We start from the raw sequence: 18143 nt of genomic DNA, 5'->3' as shown, positions 1-18143 counted from the left end.
GGCGTCAGTACAAAAGCCGCGGAAACGAAAGAAGGGTGCCGCCGGTCCGCAAGACCGGCGGCACCCTGTGCCGTGCTCAGGGTCAGATGTTCCAGACCTGGAAGGTCGAGATCTGCCCCGCCGGCCAGCCGGAGTTGGCCGTGATGTTCAGCCGGACGTAGCGCTGGGTCTGCGCCGTGAACGTGATCGTGACGGTGTTGCCGGCGCCGCCGGTGAACGCGTACGACGCCGTGTCCTTCAGCGTCGACCAGCTCGTGCCGTTGGTGCTGCCGACGACCTGGATGGTCTGGTTGCGGGCGCCCCAGGTGGTGGGGAGCTGCAGGACCACCTTGCTGATGCTCTGCGCGGAGCCGAGGTCGACCTGGACCCACTGCGGGAAGGCGTTGTTGTTGCTCTCCCAGTAGGAGTTCTGGTCGCCGTCGGTGACGTTGCCCGAGCCGTAGACCTGCACGTGGCTGGACTCGCTGGTCGGCTTGCCGGCGGCCAGGTTGGTCGGCGTGGTGCCGCCCGCGCCGGTGCCGGACAGCGCGATCGTGGTCGGGCTGTTCTGCGCGTTGCTGGTGACGGTGAGCGTGCCGGTCCGGGTGCCGGACGCGGTGGGCCGGAACGTCACGTTGACCACGCAGGACGCGCCGACCGCGATCGAGGTGCAGTTGTTCGTCTGCTGGTAGTCGCCGGTGACGGAGACGCCCGAGACGGTCGCGGCGGCGGTGCCCGTGTTGGTGATGGTGACCGCCTTGGAGGCGCTGGTGGTGTTCAGCGTCTGCGAGGCGTAGGTGAGGCTGGTCGGGTTGGCGCTGAGGACGGCCACGTTCGGCGTGGTGCCGCCGCTCGGGTAGACCTCCAGCTCGGCGATCTGACCGGCCGGCCAGCCGGTGTTCGCGGTGATGTTGACGCGGACGTACCGGGCGTTGGTGGCGCCGAAGGTCAGGTTGACCGTGTTGCCGGTGGCCGGGTTGAACGTCTGCGCGGCGGAGCCGACGATCGTGCTGAAGTTCGAGCCGTCGGTGCTGCCCTGGACCGACAGCGTCTGCTGGCGGGTCGCCCAGGCGGCGTCCGGCGGGAGCTTCAGCGTGACCTTGCCGATGCTGCTCGCCGCGCCCAGGTCGACCTGGACCCACTGCGGGAAGGCGTTGTTGTTGCTCTCCCAGTAGGTGGCGGCGTTGCCGTCGGTGGCGGTGCTCGCCGCCTGCGTGCCGTTGACCTGGCTGCTGGCGGTGGCGGGCTTGTTGAGGGCGATGTTGGTGTTGGTACCGATGCCGGTGCCGGACAGCGCGACCGTGGCCGGGCTGTTGTTGGCGTTGCTGGCGACGCTGAGCGTGCCGGTGCGGGCACCCGAGGTGGTGGGCGTGAACTTCACCGTGACGGTGCAGGACGCGCCGACGGCCAGGGAGCCGCAGTTGTTGGTCTGGCTGAAGTCGCCGCCGGCGGTGACCCCGGAGACGGTTGCGGCCGTGGTACCGGAGTTCGTCAGCGTGACCGTCTGCGTCGGCGCGGAGGCGCCCACGACGGTTCCGGCGAAGGACAGCGATGCCGGGCTGGCGTTGACGACCGGTCCGGGCGCGACGCCCGTGCCGGACAGCGGGACGGTGCTGGTGACGCCGGCCGCGGTGACGCTCAGGTTGCCGGTGCGGGTGCCCGCCGCCGTCGGGCGGAACGTGACGCTGACCGAGCAGGACGCGCCGGCGGCGAGGCTGCTGCCGCAGGTGTTGCTCTGCTGGAAGTCACCGCTGACGGCGATCGTGCCGACCGGGGCCGACGCGGTGCCGCTGTTGGTGACCGTGACGGCCTGCGCTGCGCTGGTACCGCCGGTCGCGACCGAGCCGAAGCCGAGCGCGTTCGGGCTGACGGTGATGTTGGAGCCGTTGTCCGGCAGGTACGGCGGGAACGTCGGCACCGGCATCTGGCAGGCGGTCGAGCCGAAGATGCCCGAGTTGCCGCCACCGTCGGTGAGGTTGAACCCGACGCCGCAGCTGTAGATCGGCGCGGACGCCTGGGTGCCGGTCGCGGTGCTGTTGGTGATCGTCGCGGCGCCCGCCACCTGCAGCTGCACGACGAACGTGCCGGTGTTCTGGATCGTCGCGTTGTTGATCTTCACGTTGTTGATCTGCGAGCCCGAGACGAACTGGATCGCCTCGTACGGGCTCTGCTGGATCAGGATGTTGTCGACGTTGGTCAGGCCGTTCATCACGCCGTCACGGGCGTCGAACCACAGCGCGCCAACGCCGAACTGCCAGTTCGGGTCGAGGTTGCCGGACCGGATGATCGTGTTGCGCAGCACGTCGGTGCGGCCGATCGGGGTCGAGGCGAAGCGCTGCCCGACGTGGATGCCGCCACCCTGGCTGAGGCCCGCGTCGATGACCTTGTTGTCGGTCACGAAGTTGTCGTGGCCGCCGTAGATCGCGATGCCGTTGGCGAGGATCGGCAGCTCGACCGTGTTGTGGTCGAACGAGTTGTTCACGTCGGCGTTCTGCTCGGCCCACATGGCCAGGCCGTCGTCGCCCGGGTTGCGGACGTGGCTGTTGGTGACCTTCGAGTTGGTCACGCCGTTGTGGAAGTTGATCGCGTCGGCGTTGTAGTTGCGCAGCCGCATCTGGTCGAAGACCAGGTTGGTGAACGGCCCGTCCATCCAGGCGCCGACCTTGGTGTGCTCGATCCACACCCGGGTGACGGTGGAGTTGCTCAGCGAGCCGCCGATGCCGTTGACCTGGTCGGCGTCGTTGCGCTCCTGGACGTTGCCGAAGATCGAGAAGTCCGACAGGTGCACGTTGGAGCTGGGCGACGGCGCGTAGTTGCCGTAGAACCCGATCCGGTCACCGGTCGTCTTCGAGTGCCACATGCCGGCACCCTTGATCGTGATGTTGTTGACCGCGATGTGACCCTGGATCTTGAACGTGCCCGGCGGGATCCAGACCGTGCCGCCCGCGCCCGCGGAGGCGATCGCCTGGTTCATCGCCGACGTCGAGTCGTTGACACCGTTCGGGTCCGCGCCCTTGCTGGTGATCGACACGGATCCGGCCGGCTGGGACAGCGGCCCGGCGACGTTCTCGAAGTCCGCGAGGTCGATCGTGTACGACGAGGCGGTGGAGTCCGAGTCGACCTGCAGGCGGAACTTGGTGCCCGCCGGGTACGACTGCGGGAAGAGCCGGTTGACCTCGTCGTAGTAGTGGTGGTGGTTGCTGCCCGGCTGGTTGCTGAACGGGTAGCTGCTGTAGTAGTGGCTGTACGCGTTGGTCAGCGTGAAGTTGTTGGACCGGACCCCGTTGATGTAGAGCGAGATCGGCGCCGTGTAGACCGAGCCGTTGCTGCTGTCCGGGATGCTGTACCGGAACACCATCGAGTTGGTCTGCACCGGCGAGGTGAACTCGACGTACTTGCCGCTGCCCTGCAGCGTGACGGCTTTGCGGTAGGACGCCTCACCGGCGAGGGTGTTGTAGGCGGCGCTCGGGCCGATGACGGTGCCGTTGGTGGCGGCGTTCTCCGCCTGCACCTCGACATAGGGCAGCGTCGCACCGACGCCGCCGGTCGCGGCCGCCAACGCCGGCGCCATCGTCAGACCGACGACGACGCCCGCGGCAGCGAGGGTGGTGCCGGCGGTCAGGGCGGCGAGGCGCCCCTTCCGTCCGAAACCTCGGATGGACCGGGACATGTGTTGCTCGCTTTCGACGGGGCCGTGCCGCGCAAGCATCAACCGACCGGCCGCGGGTTGGCGGTGCCGGGCTGGTCGGCGGTGGAGGTGACGTTCGAACGGCGGGGTGGGTTTTTCTACACCGGTTGGCGGTGCGGTGCAAGAGGGACCGTAACTCCACCGACACGAGTGCGCAATATCCAGACTCATCTTTGCTGATTTTGAACTTGTTCTTGCAAGGCGCTGACGCTTTCTGTCTTGCCGTTGTGCACGCTTCCGCTCACCGTTCGTGCGCAACCGCTCGGCGCTCCGCTCGGCCGGCGGGCTCCCCCTGGTTTTTCTCATCGCCAAGACTCGATGCGACCGTCCCTGCCGTGCTTCTTTGCGGACCGCCCTCGGACGGCGCAACCGAAAGGACCCTTTTCCATGCGACGCTCTGCTTTTGTCGCCGCTCTCGCCCTCGGGCTCGGCCTGCTCGCGGCGCCCGCCGCACCCGCCCTGGCCGAGTCCAACGGCGGCGTGCGGGTCATGCCGCTCGGCGACTCGATCACCGACGGGTTCAACGTGCCCGGCGGGTACCGGATCAACCTGTGGCAGCGGCTCGCCGCCGGCGGCTACACCGTCGACTTCGTCGGCTCCGGGTTCAACGGCCCGGCGTCGCTGCCCGACCACGACCACGAGGGCCACTCCGGCTGGCGCATCGACCAGCTCGACGCCAACATCGTCGGCTGGCTGCAGGCCACGTCACCGCGCACCATCCTGCTGCACATCGGCACGAACGACATGAACCAGAACTACGACGTCGCCAACGCGCCCGCCCGCCTGTCCGCCCTCATCGACAAGATCCGGGCGAACGCGCCGTCGGTCGAGCTCTTCGTCGCCCAGATCACCCCGGAGACCAACGCGACGCAGGAGGCCCGCGTCCAGGCCTACAACGCGGCGCTGCCGGGCATCGTCGCCTCGAAGGGCCCGCTCACCCACCTGGTCGACATGCACTCCGCGATCACCACCGCCGACCTCGCCGACGGTGTCCACCCCAACGCCACCGGTTACGACAAGATGGCGGCCCGCTGGTACTCCGCCCTGCAGTCCGTGCCCGGCAGCCTCACCCCCACCATCCCCCCGGTCGGCACCGCCGTCTCCCTGGTCAACCCGCAGTCGAACCGCTGCATGGACGTCTCCGGCGCCAGCACCACCGCCGGCGCCCAGGTCCACATCTGGGACTGCCACAACGGCACCAACCAGAAATGGACCCGCACTGCTTCCAATGAGATCCGCGTGTACGGCAACCGCTGCCTCGACGTGAACGGCAACGGCACCGCCGACGGCACGAAGATCCAGATCTGGGACTGCAACGGCACCAACGCCCAGAAGTTCACCTTCAACGCCAACGGCTCCATCACCGGCGCCGGCTCCGGCAAGTGCGTCGACGTGAACGCCTCAGGCACCGCCAACGGCACCAAGGTCCAGCTCTGGACCTGCAACGGCACCGGCGCCCAGCGCTGGGCCGCCCGGCCGTAGTAGTCCACCGCCCACGGGTGGGTGCGTGCTGTCTCCACGGCACGCACCCACCCTCGTGCGCGCCGGTTCGTTTCGGTGCGGCTCGGTGCTGCTACTGCGCCCGGCGCCTTCGTCCGGTGTGGCTCGATGCCGCCGCATCCAGCGCCCCGGGTTCGCTCGGTGCCGCCGCGTCCAGCGCCCCGGGTTCGCTCGGTGCCGCCGCGTCCAGCGCCCGGGTTCGCTCGGTGCCGCCGCGTCCGGCGCCCGGATCGGTCGGTGCGGCCCGGCGCCGCCGCGTCCGGCGCCCGGATCGGTCGGTGCGGCCCGGCGCCGCCGCGTCCGGTTCAGCTCGATACCGCGCCGCCTGGTCCCGCCTGCACCGCGCGGGAGTCGTGCCGGTTCGCCCGGACGGTGCCGCGCCGGGTCAGTGTCCGGCCCCTGTCCGGCCGGCGCTCGGCTCAGTCGGTGCGGATCAGGCCGAACTGATACGCGAACACGACCGCCTGCACACGGTCACGCACCTCCAGCTTCAGCAGCACCCGCCCCACATGCGTCTTCACCGTCGTCTCCGCCACGTTGAGCCGCTCCCCGATCTCCGCATTGGACAGCCCTTCCGCGACGAGCAGCAGCACCTGCCGCTCCCGCTCCGTCAGACTGGCCAGCCGCCGCATCGCATCCGGGTCGTCGACAACCGGCGGCGCCGTCACGAACTTCCCCGCGAACCGATCCAGCAGACTCCTCGTCGCCCGCGGCGCCACCATCGCCTCGCCGCCCGCCACCGCCCGGATCGCCGCCAGCAGATCCCCCGGCGGCGCGTTCTTCAACTGGAACCCACTCGCCCCCGCCTGCAACGCCGCGAACGCGTCCTCATCGGTGTCGAACGTCGTCAGAATCAGCACCCGTGGCCCGCCCGCCCGCGCACACAACGCCCCGGTCGCCGCGATCCCGTCCATCACCGGCATCCGGATGTCCATCACCACCACGTCGGCCTCGACCCGGCGCAGCAGCCGCAACGCCTCCGCCCCGTCCCCCGCCTCCCCGACGACCACCATGTCGGGCTGTGCGGACAGCACCATCCTGAACCCAGCCACGATCAGCTCCTGATCGTCGACGATCACCACGCGGATCACAGGGCTCCCCACCGCCCACCTTCGTCTTCCCTGACCACGTTCACGCTCCCCGCCGCGACCCGCTCCCCGCCGCGACCCGCTGTCCCACCACCCGGCCGTCCGGGCGGACCGCCATCCCGGCCGACCCTCCGCCCCGCCCTGCCGCGCGCATCCCGATCGTCGCCGCCCACGACTTCGCCTCCGCCGCGCAGATCCGTCCCGCTGCCCACGACCTCACCTCTACCGCGCAGATCCATCCCACCGCTCACGACCTCACCTCTACCGCGCAGATCGGTCCCGCCGCCCACGACCTCACCCCCGCCGCGCAGATCCGCTCCACGGCCCACGACCTCACGTCCGCCGCGCAGATCCGTCCCGCCGTCCGCGACTTCGCCCCCGCCGCGTAAGTCCGCCTCGTCACACGCGGCGCCGCCTTCGCCTCGTCGCCCGCCACCGCCCGCGACCGTGTCCCCACCGCCCAGATCCGCCGCGCCCTCGCCCCCGTCTCTCGTAACCACGCTTCCACCGCTCAGACCTGCCCCGCCGCCGCCCGCGATCCCGTTCCCACCGCTCAGATCCGCCCCGCCGCCGCCCGCGACCCCGGCCCTACCACTCAGATCCGCACTGTCGCCGCCCGCGATCCCGTTCCCACCGCTCAGATCCGCGCCGTCGCCGCCCGCGACCCCGCTCCCACCGCTCAGATCCGCGCCGTCGCCGCCCGCGACCCCGCTCCCACCGCTCAGATCCGCGCCGTCGCCGCCCGCGACCTGGCCCTCACCGCACATGTCCGACGATGCGGCTCCCGTGGGCGTGCTTTCGGTGCGCAGGCCCGCACCGTCGTCGGTCGCAGGCCCGGCGGCCAGGCCGGTTTCCTGTCCTTTCCGATCTCGCGGGGCGATGCGGTGGTGCACGCCAATGCTGTCGTCGATCTGCACGCCGTCGGCGCTCGCGACACCCTCCCCACGGCGCGGCGCCGTGGCATCGCCGCCCGCGATCTCGCTGTCGCCGGCATCTGGCGGCGGGGCGGTCGATGTCCGAGGCGGTGCCGGCAGCGGCGGCGGGGGCGTCCTGGGGATCGTGGCGGTGACGGTCCAACCCCCGTCGAACCGTGGCCCTGCCGTCACCTTGCCGCCGTGCAGCGCGACCCGCTCCCGCATGCCGATCAGGCCGTGGCCGCCCGGCGCCGGGGTCGGGGTCGTGGGGCGGCCCGCGCCGTCGTCGGTGGCCTCGATGGCGACGTGCCCGGCCGCATACTCCAGCCGCAGGGTCACCTTGGCGTCTGGGCCCGCGTGCCGCAGCGTGTTGGTGAGCGACTCCTGGACGATCCGGTAGGCGGTCAGCTCCTCCGCCACGCTCAACCCCGCCGGGGTGCCGACCGTCTGCAGGTCGACCCGCAGGCCGGCCCGCTCGACGAGCCGGTCGAGCTCCGCCAGGCCGACCCGCCGCCTCGACCCCGCATCCGCCCCGCGCGACGTCCCGCGCAGGACGCTCACGACGCGGTGCATGTCCTCGAGCGCGTCACGCCCCGTGGCGGCGATCGTGTCGAGTGCCTGACGGGCGGCCGAGGCCGACCGGTCGAGGGTGTACCCGGCGCCGTCCGCCTGGACGATCATCACGCTGAGGCTGTGCGCGACGACGTCGTGCAGCTCCCGGGCGATGGCGGCGCGCTCGTCGGCGGCCGCGAGGCGGGCCAGGTGGTCGCGTTCGCGTTCGAGGGTGGCGGCCTTCTCCTCGAGACTCGCCACATACAGCTGCCGGGTCCGCACCCCATACGCGGAGAACCACACGGCGACGGTCAGCGCACCGACGATCCAGGCGATGGTGCCGAAGTTGTCGCTCCGCCGGGCCTCGACGGCGGCGCCGATCACGACGCCGACACCCGCGCCGGCACCCGCGAGGATGCCCCAGAACAGCTCTGGCCGGTACTTGACGACGGCGAACATCGAGATCAGCACGGCGACGTCATAGAGGCGCATAGCGTCGTCGAACAGCAGGTGCAGCGGGGCGGCCGTATACACGATGCAGGCGACGGTCAGCGGATAGCGGCGGCGGGCCAGCATCGCGACCGCCATGACGATGCCGACCACGACGAGGGCGGGCCGAAGCCCGTGCTCCATCAGCGTCACATACAGCACGGATCCCGCGATGCCCCCGTCGAACAACCAGGTCCTGATGCGCCGCAGGTGTTCGCCGTTCCACACGTCGTCCACGATAGGTCTTCACTCGGCCAGCACGACGACGACCGCGACGTTTGCCGCTCTGCGTGACGGCAGGACTGCGGCGAGTGTCCCCGCCAGTGCCGCGAGCCCGACGAACGCGGCTAGTTGCCCGACCGGGATCGCGACGAGGGTGTCGACGTCACCGAATCCCGCGACGGCGGTCAGCCACCCGTACACGAGACCGAACACGACGCCGACGAGCGCACCGGCCGCCGCCACGAGCAACGCCTCGGCGAGCAGCGTCGCGCGCAGCTGCCCGCGGTCAGGCCGAGCGCCCGCAGCAGCGCGGACTCTCTCGTGCGTTCGAGTACCGACAGCGACAGCGTGTTGGCGATGCCGACGAGCGCGATGATCAGCGCCAGCGCGAGCAGGACGGCGATCACGGCGACGATCTGGTCGATCGCGGCGTTGCGCTGCTCGCGGAACTCGGCGAGGTCGCCGACCTCGACGAGCGGGTGCGCCGCGAGGGCGGCGTCGAGCCGGCCACGTGCCGTCGCCGCGGGCACACCGTCGGCGGCGCGGAGCATGACGAGCGAATCCCCGGCGGTGGCCGGGAACAGCGTCCTGAAGTCGGTGTCGGTGACCACGACGTCACCGACGAGCGTGGCACTCTGGACCGTCGCCGCGACCGTCACCGTGATCGTCCGACCGCCCTTGCCGGCCAGCTCGACCTGGTCGCCGGCGCGCAGCCCGACAAGGACGTCGGAGCCGCTGGACACGACGGCGGTGCCCGGCCTCAGGTCGGCCAGCCGACCGGTGGTGACCGCGGGACGATACGCCGTGCCGATCGCCGCCTCGTCGATGGTCCCGACGTACAGCTTCCCGCCAGGGGTCTTCGCGGTGTCCTGTCTGACGGCCGCGACGAGCCCGAACGCGGGGTCGGCGCGCAGCCCGGCGGTCACCGACGCCGGGATGGCCGCCGGCTCCCCGTCGCCGCCGGTGACCGCGGGAGTGAGGAGATAGTCGACCGGGAACGCCGCGTCCAGCTGTGCCTCGGCGGTGCGGTTGACGGTCGCGGCGATGGTGCTGCCACCGGCCATCAACGCCACGCCGACGAGCAACGCGGCTGTCGTCGCAGCGGTGCGGCCCGGGTTGCGCCTGGCGTTGGCGACGGCCAGGCGGACCGGCGCGCCGGCGAGACGGGCCGGCAGCCAGCCGACCGCCGAGACGAGCCGGCCGATGTACAGCGGTGACAGCAGCAGCACCGCGAGGAACACGCTCGTGCCGCCGGCCATGACGACCACCATCGCGGTCTGCGGGTCGCCGGTCCGCAGCCCGGCCGCGGTCAGCGCCGCCCCGCCGAGGGCGAGCAGCGCCGCGGACGCGACGAGCACGACCCTGCCGCGCCGGCTGCCGCCGCGACCGAACGGGACGATGCGCAGCGCGGCGATCGGCGGCACCCGCGTCGCCCGGACGGCGGGCACCAGCGCCGACACGACCGTCAGCACGACACCGAGGAGCAGCGCCACCAGTACCGGCGGAATCCCGACGACGAGCGTGCCGCTGGGCAGCCCGATGCCAGGCAGTGCGGCGCCACGGGACAGGCCGAAGCCGATCGCCAGGCCGACGCCTATGCCGAGTGCCGCACCGCTGAGACCGACGGCTGCCGCCTCGGCGACGACCCGCCGGAACACCTGGGCGCGGGTGGCGCCGACGCATCGCAGCAGCGCCGTCTCCCGCATGCGCTGGGCGAGCAGGATGTTGAACGTGTTGGCGATGACGAGCGCCGCGACCAGCACCGCGACCACGGCGAACAGCTGCATGCCGACGAGCAGGCCGTCGATCTGGCCGAACGCCTCGCGGGCCAGGTCGTGCCGCAGCTCGTCGCCGGTGCGGACCTTGCCGGGCACCGACACCCGGGACCGCACGTCGGCGGGCGCGGCGCCGCGGGCGACGGTCGCGACGACCTCGCGGAAGCCGGTGGCGCCGGTCAGCCGGACGAGCGCCGGGCGGGTCAGCACTGCCATGGACGTGTTGCCGCCGTCCACACCTGCGATGTCGACGACGCCGACGAGCCGGAACTCGTGGCGCCGCTCGTCGGCGCCGACGAGCGCTATCGTGTCGCCGACCTGGTAGCCGGTCCGCCGGACGCTGCGGGCGTCGAGCGCCACCTCGCCGTCGCTGTGCGGCAGGTCGCCGGTGCGCAGGTCGAACGGGCGCAGCTCGGCGTGGTCGCCGACGTCGACGGCGTGGCCCGGGACGCCGAACTCGGTGACGAGGTGGCCCGCGCGGTCGATGAGCGGCGCCTGCTCGGTCATGCGCCCCTCGACGGTGGCGACGCCCGCCACGCGACCGATGTCTTCCACTGTGGACAGTGGCAGCCGCGTGTCGCCGCCGGCGGTGACGGCGAGGTCGACGTTGCGGGCGGCCCTCGCGTAGTCGTCGAGCAGCGTGGCGCGGGTCGTGTCCCCGAAGATCATGATGCCGGCGACGAACCCGACGGCGAGCACGACGGCGACCACGGTCGGCACGAGCCGCCGCGGCCGCAGGCCGGACAGTGCGGTGCGGCGCATCTCAGGCCCCCAGTCGCTTGAGCAGGTCCAGCACGGCCTCGGGAGTGGGGCGGCGCAGCTCGTCGACGATGCGGCCGTCGGCGAGCATCACGACCCGGTCGGCGTAGGACGCCGCGACGGGGTCGTGCGTCACCATGACCACCGTCTGACCCAGCTCGCGGACGCTGCGACGCAGGACGTCCAGGACGTCGGCGCCCGTGCGGGAGTCGAGGTTGCCGGTCGGCTCGTCGGCGAAGACCACGTCGGGCCGGCCGAGCAGCGCCCTGGCGCACGCCACCCGCTGCTGCTGGCCGCCGGAGAGCTGACTCGGCGTGTGCCGCAGCCGCTCACCGAGGCCGAGCACCGACACCACCTGCGCCAACCGGCGGCGGTCCGGTTTTCGGCCGGCGAGGTCGAACGGCAGCAGGATGTTCTGCTCGGCGGTCAGCGTCGGCAGCAGGTTGAAGGACTGGAAGACGAACCCGACCCGCTCCCGCCGCAGCAGCGTCAACGCCTTGTCGGACAGGCCCGCCAGCTCGGTGCCGCCCAGGCGGATCGAGCCGGACGTGGCGGAGTCCAGGCCGGCGAGACAGTGCATCAGCGTGGACTTGCCGGACCCGGAAGGTCCCATGATCGCGGTGAACTCGCCGGCGGGGAACGCGACGCCGACGCCGTCCAGGGCGCGCACCGTGGTGTCGCCTGTGCCATACACCTTCACCAGGTCGGTCACTTCGACCGCGAGCGTCGTTGTCATGGGAGGCAAGGTAGGCGCGGTGCGGGGGCCGCGTCGTCATCGTCAAGCACACCATGGGTGTCCTACTCAGGTCGGACACCGGCGTTTTCGGGTCGGTCCTGGGGAGGACGACACCGCGGTCGCGGCGGGGCTAGCTTCGGCGGCACCGAGCGAGAGGATTCGCGATGCGTTCCATGGACTTGTCCCGCCGCCGACTGCTGGGCGCCGCCGCTGTCGGTGCCTGCTTGACCTTGCTTCCCGCGCTGCCGTCCACCGCCGCTTCGCGGCACGGCAGGCCCGCGTTCCGGCTGCCCGCGCCGACCGGCCCGCACCCGATCGGCACGGTGCCGCTGCATCTGGTGAACCCGGCGAGGACCGACCCGCGGGTGACGCCGGCAAGGCCCAGGGAACTCATGGTCCAGTTGTGGTATCCCACGGAGCGTCCGGTGGGACCGCCCGCGCCGTGGCTGACACCGGCGGAGGCCGGGCCGGTCGGCCGGGACCTCGCCGAGACGGTCACCGGCGTCCCTCGGGATCTGCCCGGCCTTGCCGAGGTCCGCACCCACGCGCACCTGGGCGCTCCGGTCGCCGTCCGGCGTGGCGGCTGGCCGGTGGTGCTGTTCTCCCCCGGGTTCGGCGCCGAGCGCAGCTCCGGCGCCGCCCTCGTGAAGGACCTCGCCAGCCGCGGCCATGTGGTGGTGACCGTCGACCACACCCACGACCCGCTCGCGGTCGAGTTCCCCGGCGGCCGCGTCGAGCCCAACACGATCATGGAGTTGATCGCGCAGATCGAGGATCCCGCCCAGCTCGACGCGCTCGCGGCCAAGATGACCTCCGTCCGTTCCGCCGACCTCACGTTCGTGCTGGACCGCCTGGAGCACCTCGACCGCGGCGGCAATCCCGACGTGGAGCGGCGCCGGCTCCCGGCCGGCACGTGCGGGTCGCTGCGGCTGACCCACGTCGGCGTCCTCGGTCATTCGCTCGGCGGCGCGACGGCGGCTCAGGCGATGCACGACGACCGCCGCATCCGTGCGGGTGTCAACCTCGACGGCGCTCTGTATGGCGCTGACGCCGCCGCCGGGCTCGACCGGCCGTTCCTGCTGTTCGCGGCGGGCGACACCGATCGCGGCAACACGCCGGGCTGGGGCGCGTTCGCCGACCACCTGCACGGCTGGCACCGCGAGCTGCTGATGCCCGACGCGCGCCACCTGGCGTTCCACGACTCGGTGCTGATGGTGCCGTCCCTGGCCGCGCTGCCCGGGGCGCAGACCGGTGACGCCTACGGCACGGTCGACGGCCCGCGGGTGGCGGCGGTCGTCCGGGCGTATGTCGGCGCGTTCTTCGAACTGCACCTGCGTGGTGTCCGCTCCGCGTTGCTCGACGGGGTGTCACCGCGGTTTCCGGAGATCAGGTTCGTGACATGAGCGGTCGTTATCGTGGCCCGGTGCTGGAGGACTTCACGGATGCGGCGGTGGCGCGGCTCGTCGACGCCGACTGGGTCGGGTTCTGGCGGGCGTCGGCGAACGCGCCCGACGAGCTCGTCGACCGGCTCGCCGAGCGGATCGCCGCCTCGCCGCCCGCCGAGCCGCGGCGGTATGAGGTGCCGGCCGATCTCGCCGCCGCACGGGTCGAGCTGCTGCTCGGGGCCGGCACGGACCGCGCGCTCGCGCACCTGACCCGGCTCGCGCAGACGTTCGAGCCGGTGAGCCTGATGTGCGGGGCCCGGGGCGTGTGGGCGCCGGCGGACGGCCCGGCCGTGCGGCGGCACACGTCGGAGGCGCAGACGATCGTGACAGCGCGCAGCGGCGATGCACGGCTGGAGACGTTCGCCGAGCCGGGCACGGTGTTCGAGGATCCGCGCGGGCTCGGGTGCGCGCTGCCGCTCACGGTGCCGCTGCTGGTGGGTGACGCGTTGCTGCCGCCCGCGGTGCGGGGAGGCGGGCATCCGTTCGTGATGAGCTTCTGCTGCGAGTGCGACGCCGACGAGGAGCTGCGCGGTGACTATGGCTGGCGGCTCGGGAGGTTCGACGAGGAGCGCGACGAGTCGTGTCCCGGCTATCCGCCCGACGACGAGCCGGAGCGGCTGCGGCTGCGGCTCGCCCCTGCCGGTGAGCGCCGGTGGGACGACGTGGGGCGGCTCGGCGGGCGACCTGAGTGGTTGCAGGCGTATCCGCAGTGGCCGGGGTGTTGCGGGCGGCCGATGTGGTTCGTCGGGCAGTTGCGGACCGGGGAGTTCGGCGGGGTGGGCGGCTCGATCTACGGGTTCCGTTGCGAGTGCGGGTATGCGGCTCAGCCCCGCCAGATCACCTGATCGACGATTCCGCCGGACCACGTGACCGAGACGGCCTGCTGGAGGACAGGCCGAAGGGTGCGCGGGCGTCGCGGCGGTGACCGGTCACCGTTGCGGACGGCGACCGGCCGCGATCCGCCGTGGCCGGTGTGCGCCCGGCTGAGCCCGAGGCGGCCGGCGTGGGCCCGGCTAAGCCTTCGCCGGCCCGGAGCAGGCCCGACCGAGCCCGCGCCAGCCCGGAGCAGGCCCGGCTCAGCCCGGAGCAACCTGGAGCAGGCCCGACCGAGCCCGCGCCAGCCCGAGACGCGCCCGGCTGAACCCGAAGCACTCGGAGCAGGCCCGGCTGAACCCGAAGCAGCCCGAAGCAAACTCGAAGCAGGCCCGGCTGGGCCGCGCCAACACAGAGCTCGCCCTGCTGAACCCACGCCGACCCGGAGCAGGCCTGACTGAACCGCGCCAGCACGGAACGAGTCCGGCCGAGGCTGCGCCAGCACGGAACGAGTCCGGCCGAACCCGCGCAAGCACGGAACGAGTCCGGCCGAGCCGGCGCCAGCACGGAACGAGTCCGGCCGAACCCGCGCAAGCACGGAACGAGTCCGGCCGAACCCGCGCAAGCACGGAACGAGTCCGGCTGAACTCGGGTGGGTTCGGGATGGTCTCGTCGGGTTCATCCAGGGGCGGTGGTGAGGCTTGGGCCTGCCCAGCCGCGCGTGATGCCGTTCATGTAAGTACCTCCGTGGGTCAAGGACCGGGTCGGAAGGAAGCATCGCGGCAAGGCGGAGGCGGCGCATCGGTAATTCTGCCTATGAAGGGATGGTGGAGGTACTCAGGTTCAGTCCTGCAGGGTGCCCGCGAGCAGGCCGCGCATGAAGAACCGGCCCAGCATGATGTAGAGCGCCAGTGTGGGGAGGCTCACCAGGAGGGCGCCGGCCATCGCCTGGCCGAAGGGCACGGACTGGCCGCCGGCGATGTTGTTGAGGGCGATCGTCACCGGCCAGGAGTCGCGGCTGGTCATCATCGCGCCGAACATGAAGTCGTTCCAGGAGGAGGTGAACTGCCAGATGATGGCCACGGCGAACGCCGGCTTGGCGAGGGGCACCGCGATGTCCACGAAGGTGCGCAGGATGCCGGCCCCGTCGAGGCGGGCGGACTCGAGCAGCGTGTTGGACATGGCCACGAAGTGGTTGCGGAAGATGAGGGTCGTGATCGGCAGGCCGTAGATGATGTGGATGAGCATCAGGCCGGCGAGGCCGCCGGTCGGGTCGTTGCCGCCGCGCAGGCCGACGAACGTCATGGTTTGCGAGACCGGGATGATCACGGCCTGGTAGGGCACGAAGATGCCGAACAGGATCAGCGGGAAGACCACGTTGGCGAACGGGAAACGGATCTTCGACAGGACGAACCCGTTGGCGCAGCCGAGCAGTGCCGAGAGGAGGCTGGCCGGGATCGCGAGGGACAGGCTGTTGCGGAAGCCGGAGGCGAGCTTCGGCCAGACGAGGCCGAAGTTGTCGAGGGAGAGGCTGGTCGGCAGCTCCCAGATCCTCGTGACCGACACGTCGACGGGGTCTTTGAAGGAGGTGACCACCAGGACGTAGACGGGGAGGAGGAAGAAACAGGCCAGGGCCCACAGGACGACGTACCGCACGACGCTGCGTGCGCCGCCGGCGGCTTTGGACGCCGCGGGCGGGATCGGGTCGGAGACCACGTGCCGGGGCACTGTGGCGGTGGCGCGCACCATGCCGGCTACCTCCGTTCCGGGCGAGGGTCGATGTGACGCGGATCGGCGCCACACAGCTGAACACCGTGCGGCACAACGACATCAGGCACAGCGGTCACCGCCGTTCCGTGCGCAGGGCGTACCAGACATAGGGGCCGACGACGAGTGCCACCCCGACGAGCAGGACCGTGGCGATGGTCGAGCCGCGGTCGTAGAAGCCGCCGTCGAAGGTGGTGAACCACATGTACAGCGAAGGCGTGTCGATGCGCAGGTTGCCCTGGTCGAGGGCGTACAGGAGGTCGAAGGTCTTCAGCGAGATGTGAATCATGATGAGCAGGGCGCTGAAGGTGACGGGGCGCAGGGCGGGGCGGACGACGTGCCAGAAGACCTGGGTCTCGCTGGCGCCGTCGAGGCGGGCGGACTCGCGCAGGGCCTCGGGGACGCCGCGCATGCCGGCGAGGAACAGGGCCATGACGTAGCCGGAGAGGGCCCAGCCGGCGGGCAGCGCGACGGCGGCGATCGCCCAGATGGAGTCCGACTTGTGCCAGTCGCTGCGCAGGAAGTCCAGGCCGAGGACGGCGAAGAGCTTGTTGAGGCCGGCGGTGTCGGAGCCGGAGCCGTTGTCCAGCAGCCAGCGCCAGACGATGGCGGTGGCGATGAAGGAGATGGCCATCGGGAAGAGGAAGACGCCGCGGAGGAAGCCTTCGCCGCGCACGCCCTTGTCCAGCAGCATGGCCATCAGGAAGCCGAGCAGCAGGGAGCCGCCGACGAACACGGCGGTGAAGACGACGAGGTTGCGCACGTCGGCGTGCCAGCGTTCGTCGCGCATGAGGCGGGAGTAGTTGTCCAGGCCGACGAAGTGGTACGAGGGCGAGAGCCCCCGCCAGTTCGTGAAGGAGACGCGGACGTTCCAGCCGAGGAAGCCGTAGACGAAGACGCCGATGAGGATCAGCGACGGAGAGACGAGCAGCAGCCCGGCCAGCCACGCGGGGCCGCGGTGCTTGCGGCGGCGCACGGGCGGCGGGACGAAGGGACGCGACGGCGGGGCATTGGAGTGCCGCGGCACGTGCACGGGGGCGGTCATCGGGTCTCCTGGAACTGCTGCTGCACGGTGCTGGCGAACTTGCCGAGGTCGCCGTGCTGGACGAACAGGCCGAGCGCGGAGTCGATCTCGGCGTTGTAGGCGTTGTTGGCCACTACGCCGTGCGCGAGGGAGCCGACGATGCGGGTCTTCGGGTCCCGCCACTGCTGCAGCGTCCAGCCGAGGTACCCCTGGTAGAGGTCAGCCGATGCGTCGGTACGGGCCGGGATGGAGCCCTTCAAGGGGTTGAACAGGTTCTGGCCGGCGGCGGAGCCGCACTCGATGAGCCACTTGCGGGACAGTTCGGGTGACCGGACGCCGGTCGGGAGCGTGAAGGAGTCGGAGAGGAAGTCGTAGACCCCCTCGGTGCCGGGTGAGGTGGCGACGTCGTAGCCCTCGCGCCACTGCAGCTTCTTCGACTGCTCCAGGTAGGAGGAGCTCCAGTCGCCCATGACGGCGTACACCGCGGAACCCTCGACGATCCGGTCGAGCTGCGGCTGCCACTCGCCGGCGGCGGACTTCACGTCGGAGTTGGCCAGGACCTTGCCGAACATGTCGAGGGCCGAGGTGACCTGCGGCGAGGTCCAGCCGAGGTCGCCGGCGAAGAGCCGCTCGTAGGCGTCGGCGCCGAGCTCGCCGAGCAGGACGGTCTCCATGAGGTGCTTCTGGGTCCACTCCGGGCCGACGGCGAGCGGCACCTTGCCCTTGTCCCGGATCACCGCGGCCTGGTCCAGGAAGTCGGACCACGTCTTCGGCGGGCCGGCGATGCCGAGCTCGCGCAGCGTGCGGGGGTTGAACCAGATCAGGTTCGCCCGGTGGATGTTCACCGGGACGGCGTAGATCTTGCCGTCGATGGTGAGGTTGTCCAGCAGGCCCTTCGGGAAGACCTTGCCCCAGCCCTGTTCCTCGTACAGGCCGGTCAGGTCCTGGACCTTGCCGGAGCGCACGTCGTCGAGCAGTTCCAGTCCGGCGTGCCGCTGATAGGAGTCGGGTGGGTCGTTGGCGAGGAGCCTGCTGGCGAGGATCGCCTTGGCGTTGGAGCCCGCGCCGCCGGAGACGGCGGCGTTGACGAAGCGGATGCCGGGGTTCGCCGCCTCGAAGGCCTCGGCCATCGCGGCCAGGCCTTCCTCCTCACCGGGGCCGGTCCACCAGGAGTAGACCTCGAGCTGGTCGTCGCTCCCGCCCCTGACGGTCAGCTGCGACAGTCCTGCCAGCAGCGACACGGCCAGCAGCACGATGATGGCCATGCGGCCCTTCCACACCTCGAAACCTCCCGTGGCCTCGCTGGCGGGCGAATCCATCGACAGGTGAGCGTCCCGCGGAAGTGGCGGTGAGACGCGGCTCACTCATGTCGTCGAGTGAACCTAGTGCGCA

12 protein-coding genes are annotated in these 18143 nt (G+C 71.3%); 3 read left to right on the top strand and 9 right to left on the bottom strand.

The window, feature by feature from the left end:
* Positions 1-82: 82 nt before the first annotated feature.
* A complete protein-coding gene (locus ACZ6TV_RS40600) occupies positions 83-3649 on the bottom strand; it encodes a choice-of-anchor D domain-containing protein (RefSeq protein WP_465304244.1) in 3567 nt (1188 codons plus the stop codon).
* A gap of 405 nt (positions 3650-4054) precedes the next feature.
* On the opposite strand from ACZ6TV_RS40600, the gene ACZ6TV_RS40595 reads away from it, so the two are divergent.
* Entirely contained in the window at positions 4055-5149 is a 1095-nt protein-coding gene (locus ACZ6TV_RS40595) for an RICIN domain-containing protein (RefSeq protein WP_465304242.1), read from the top strand.
* Positions 5150-5586: 437 nt separating this feature from the next.
* Here the strand turns inward: ACZ6TV_RS40595 and ACZ6TV_RS40590 are convergent, their stop codons facing one another.
* Genes ACZ6TV_RS40590 through ACZ6TV_RS40570 form a run of 5 tightly spaced genes read right to left on the bottom strand, consistent with a single transcriptional unit; the run spans position 5587 to position 11702 of the window.
* Positions 5587-6258, bottom strand: a complete 672-nt coding sequence (locus ACZ6TV_RS40590; protein ID WP_465304240.1) for a response regulator — start codon at positions 6256-6258, stop codon at positions 5587-5589.
* Complete coding sequence (locus ACZ6TV_RS40585) at positions 6255-8447, bottom strand: sensor histidine kinase (RefSeq protein ID WP_465304238.1); 2193 nt, start codon at positions 8445-8447, stop codon at positions 6255-6257. Before ACZ6TV_RS40585 ends, ACZ6TV_RS40590 begins: the two co-directional genes overlap by 4 nt.
* A 9-nt stretch (positions 8448-8456) precedes the next feature.
* Positions 8457-8675, bottom strand: a complete 219-nt coding sequence (locus ACZ6TV_RS40580; RefSeq protein ID WP_465304237.1) for a hypothetical protein — start codon at positions 8673-8675, stop codon at positions 8457-8459.
* A complete protein-coding gene (locus ACZ6TV_RS40575) occupies positions 8618-10969 on the bottom strand; it encodes an FtsX-like permease family protein (RefSeq protein ID WP_465304236.1) in 2352 nt (783 codons plus the stop codon). Before ACZ6TV_RS40575 ends, ACZ6TV_RS40580 begins: the two co-directional genes overlap by 58 nt.
* 1 nt (position 10970) lies before the next feature.
* A complete protein-coding gene (locus ACZ6TV_RS40570) occupies positions 10971-11702 on the bottom strand; it encodes an ABC transporter ATP-binding protein (RefSeq protein WP_465304235.1) in 732 nt (243 codons plus the stop codon).
* A 224-nt stretch (positions 11703-11926) separates the two neighbouring features.
* Here ACZ6TV_RS40570 and ACZ6TV_RS40565 point away from each other — a divergent pair, with 224 nt between their 5' ends.
* Positions 11927-13105, top strand: coding sequence for an alpha/beta hydrolase family protein (locus ACZ6TV_RS40565; protein WP_465304234.1), 1179 nt, complete (start codon positions 11927-11929; stop codon positions 13103-13105).
* Positions 13102-13992, top strand: coding sequence for a hypothetical protein (locus tag ACZ6TV_RS40560; protein WP_465304233.1), 891 nt, complete (start codon positions 13102-13104; stop codon positions 13990-13992). The genes ACZ6TV_RS40565 and ACZ6TV_RS40560 overlap by 4 nt, the downstream gene beginning before the upstream one ends.
* 811 nt (positions 13993-14803) lie before the next feature.
* On the opposite strand, the gene ACZ6TV_RS40555 is transcribed toward ACZ6TV_RS40560, so the two are convergent.
* From ACZ6TV_RS40555 to ACZ6TV_RS40545, 3 genes are all read right to left on the bottom strand, one after another.
* On the bottom strand, positions 14804-15709 hold the full coding sequence (locus tag ACZ6TV_RS40555) for a carbohydrate ABC transporter permease (RefSeq protein WP_354788346.1): 906 nt from the start codon (positions 15707-15709) through the stop codon (positions 14804-14806).
* Between the two features lie 94 nt (positions 15710-15803).
* On the bottom strand, positions 15804-16772 hold the full coding sequence (locus tag ACZ6TV_RS40550) for a carbohydrate ABC transporter permease (protein WP_465304231.1): 969 nt from the start codon (positions 16770-16772) through the stop codon (positions 15804-15806).
* Positions 16769-18070 (bottom strand): ABC transporter substrate-binding protein, encoded by a 1302-nt coding sequence (locus ACZ6TV_RS40545; protein WP_465304229.1) that lies wholly within the window; start codon positions 18068-18070, stop codon positions 16769-16771. The genes ACZ6TV_RS40550 and ACZ6TV_RS40545 overlap by 4 nt, the downstream gene beginning before the upstream one ends.
* Between the last annotated feature and the right edge of the window lie 73 nt (positions 18071-18143).

The organism is Dactylosporangium sp. NPDC051087 (assembly GCF_055586325.1).
Note: the sequence above shows the minus strand (reverse complement) of the source record. Positions and strands in the feature narration are given on the sequence as shown.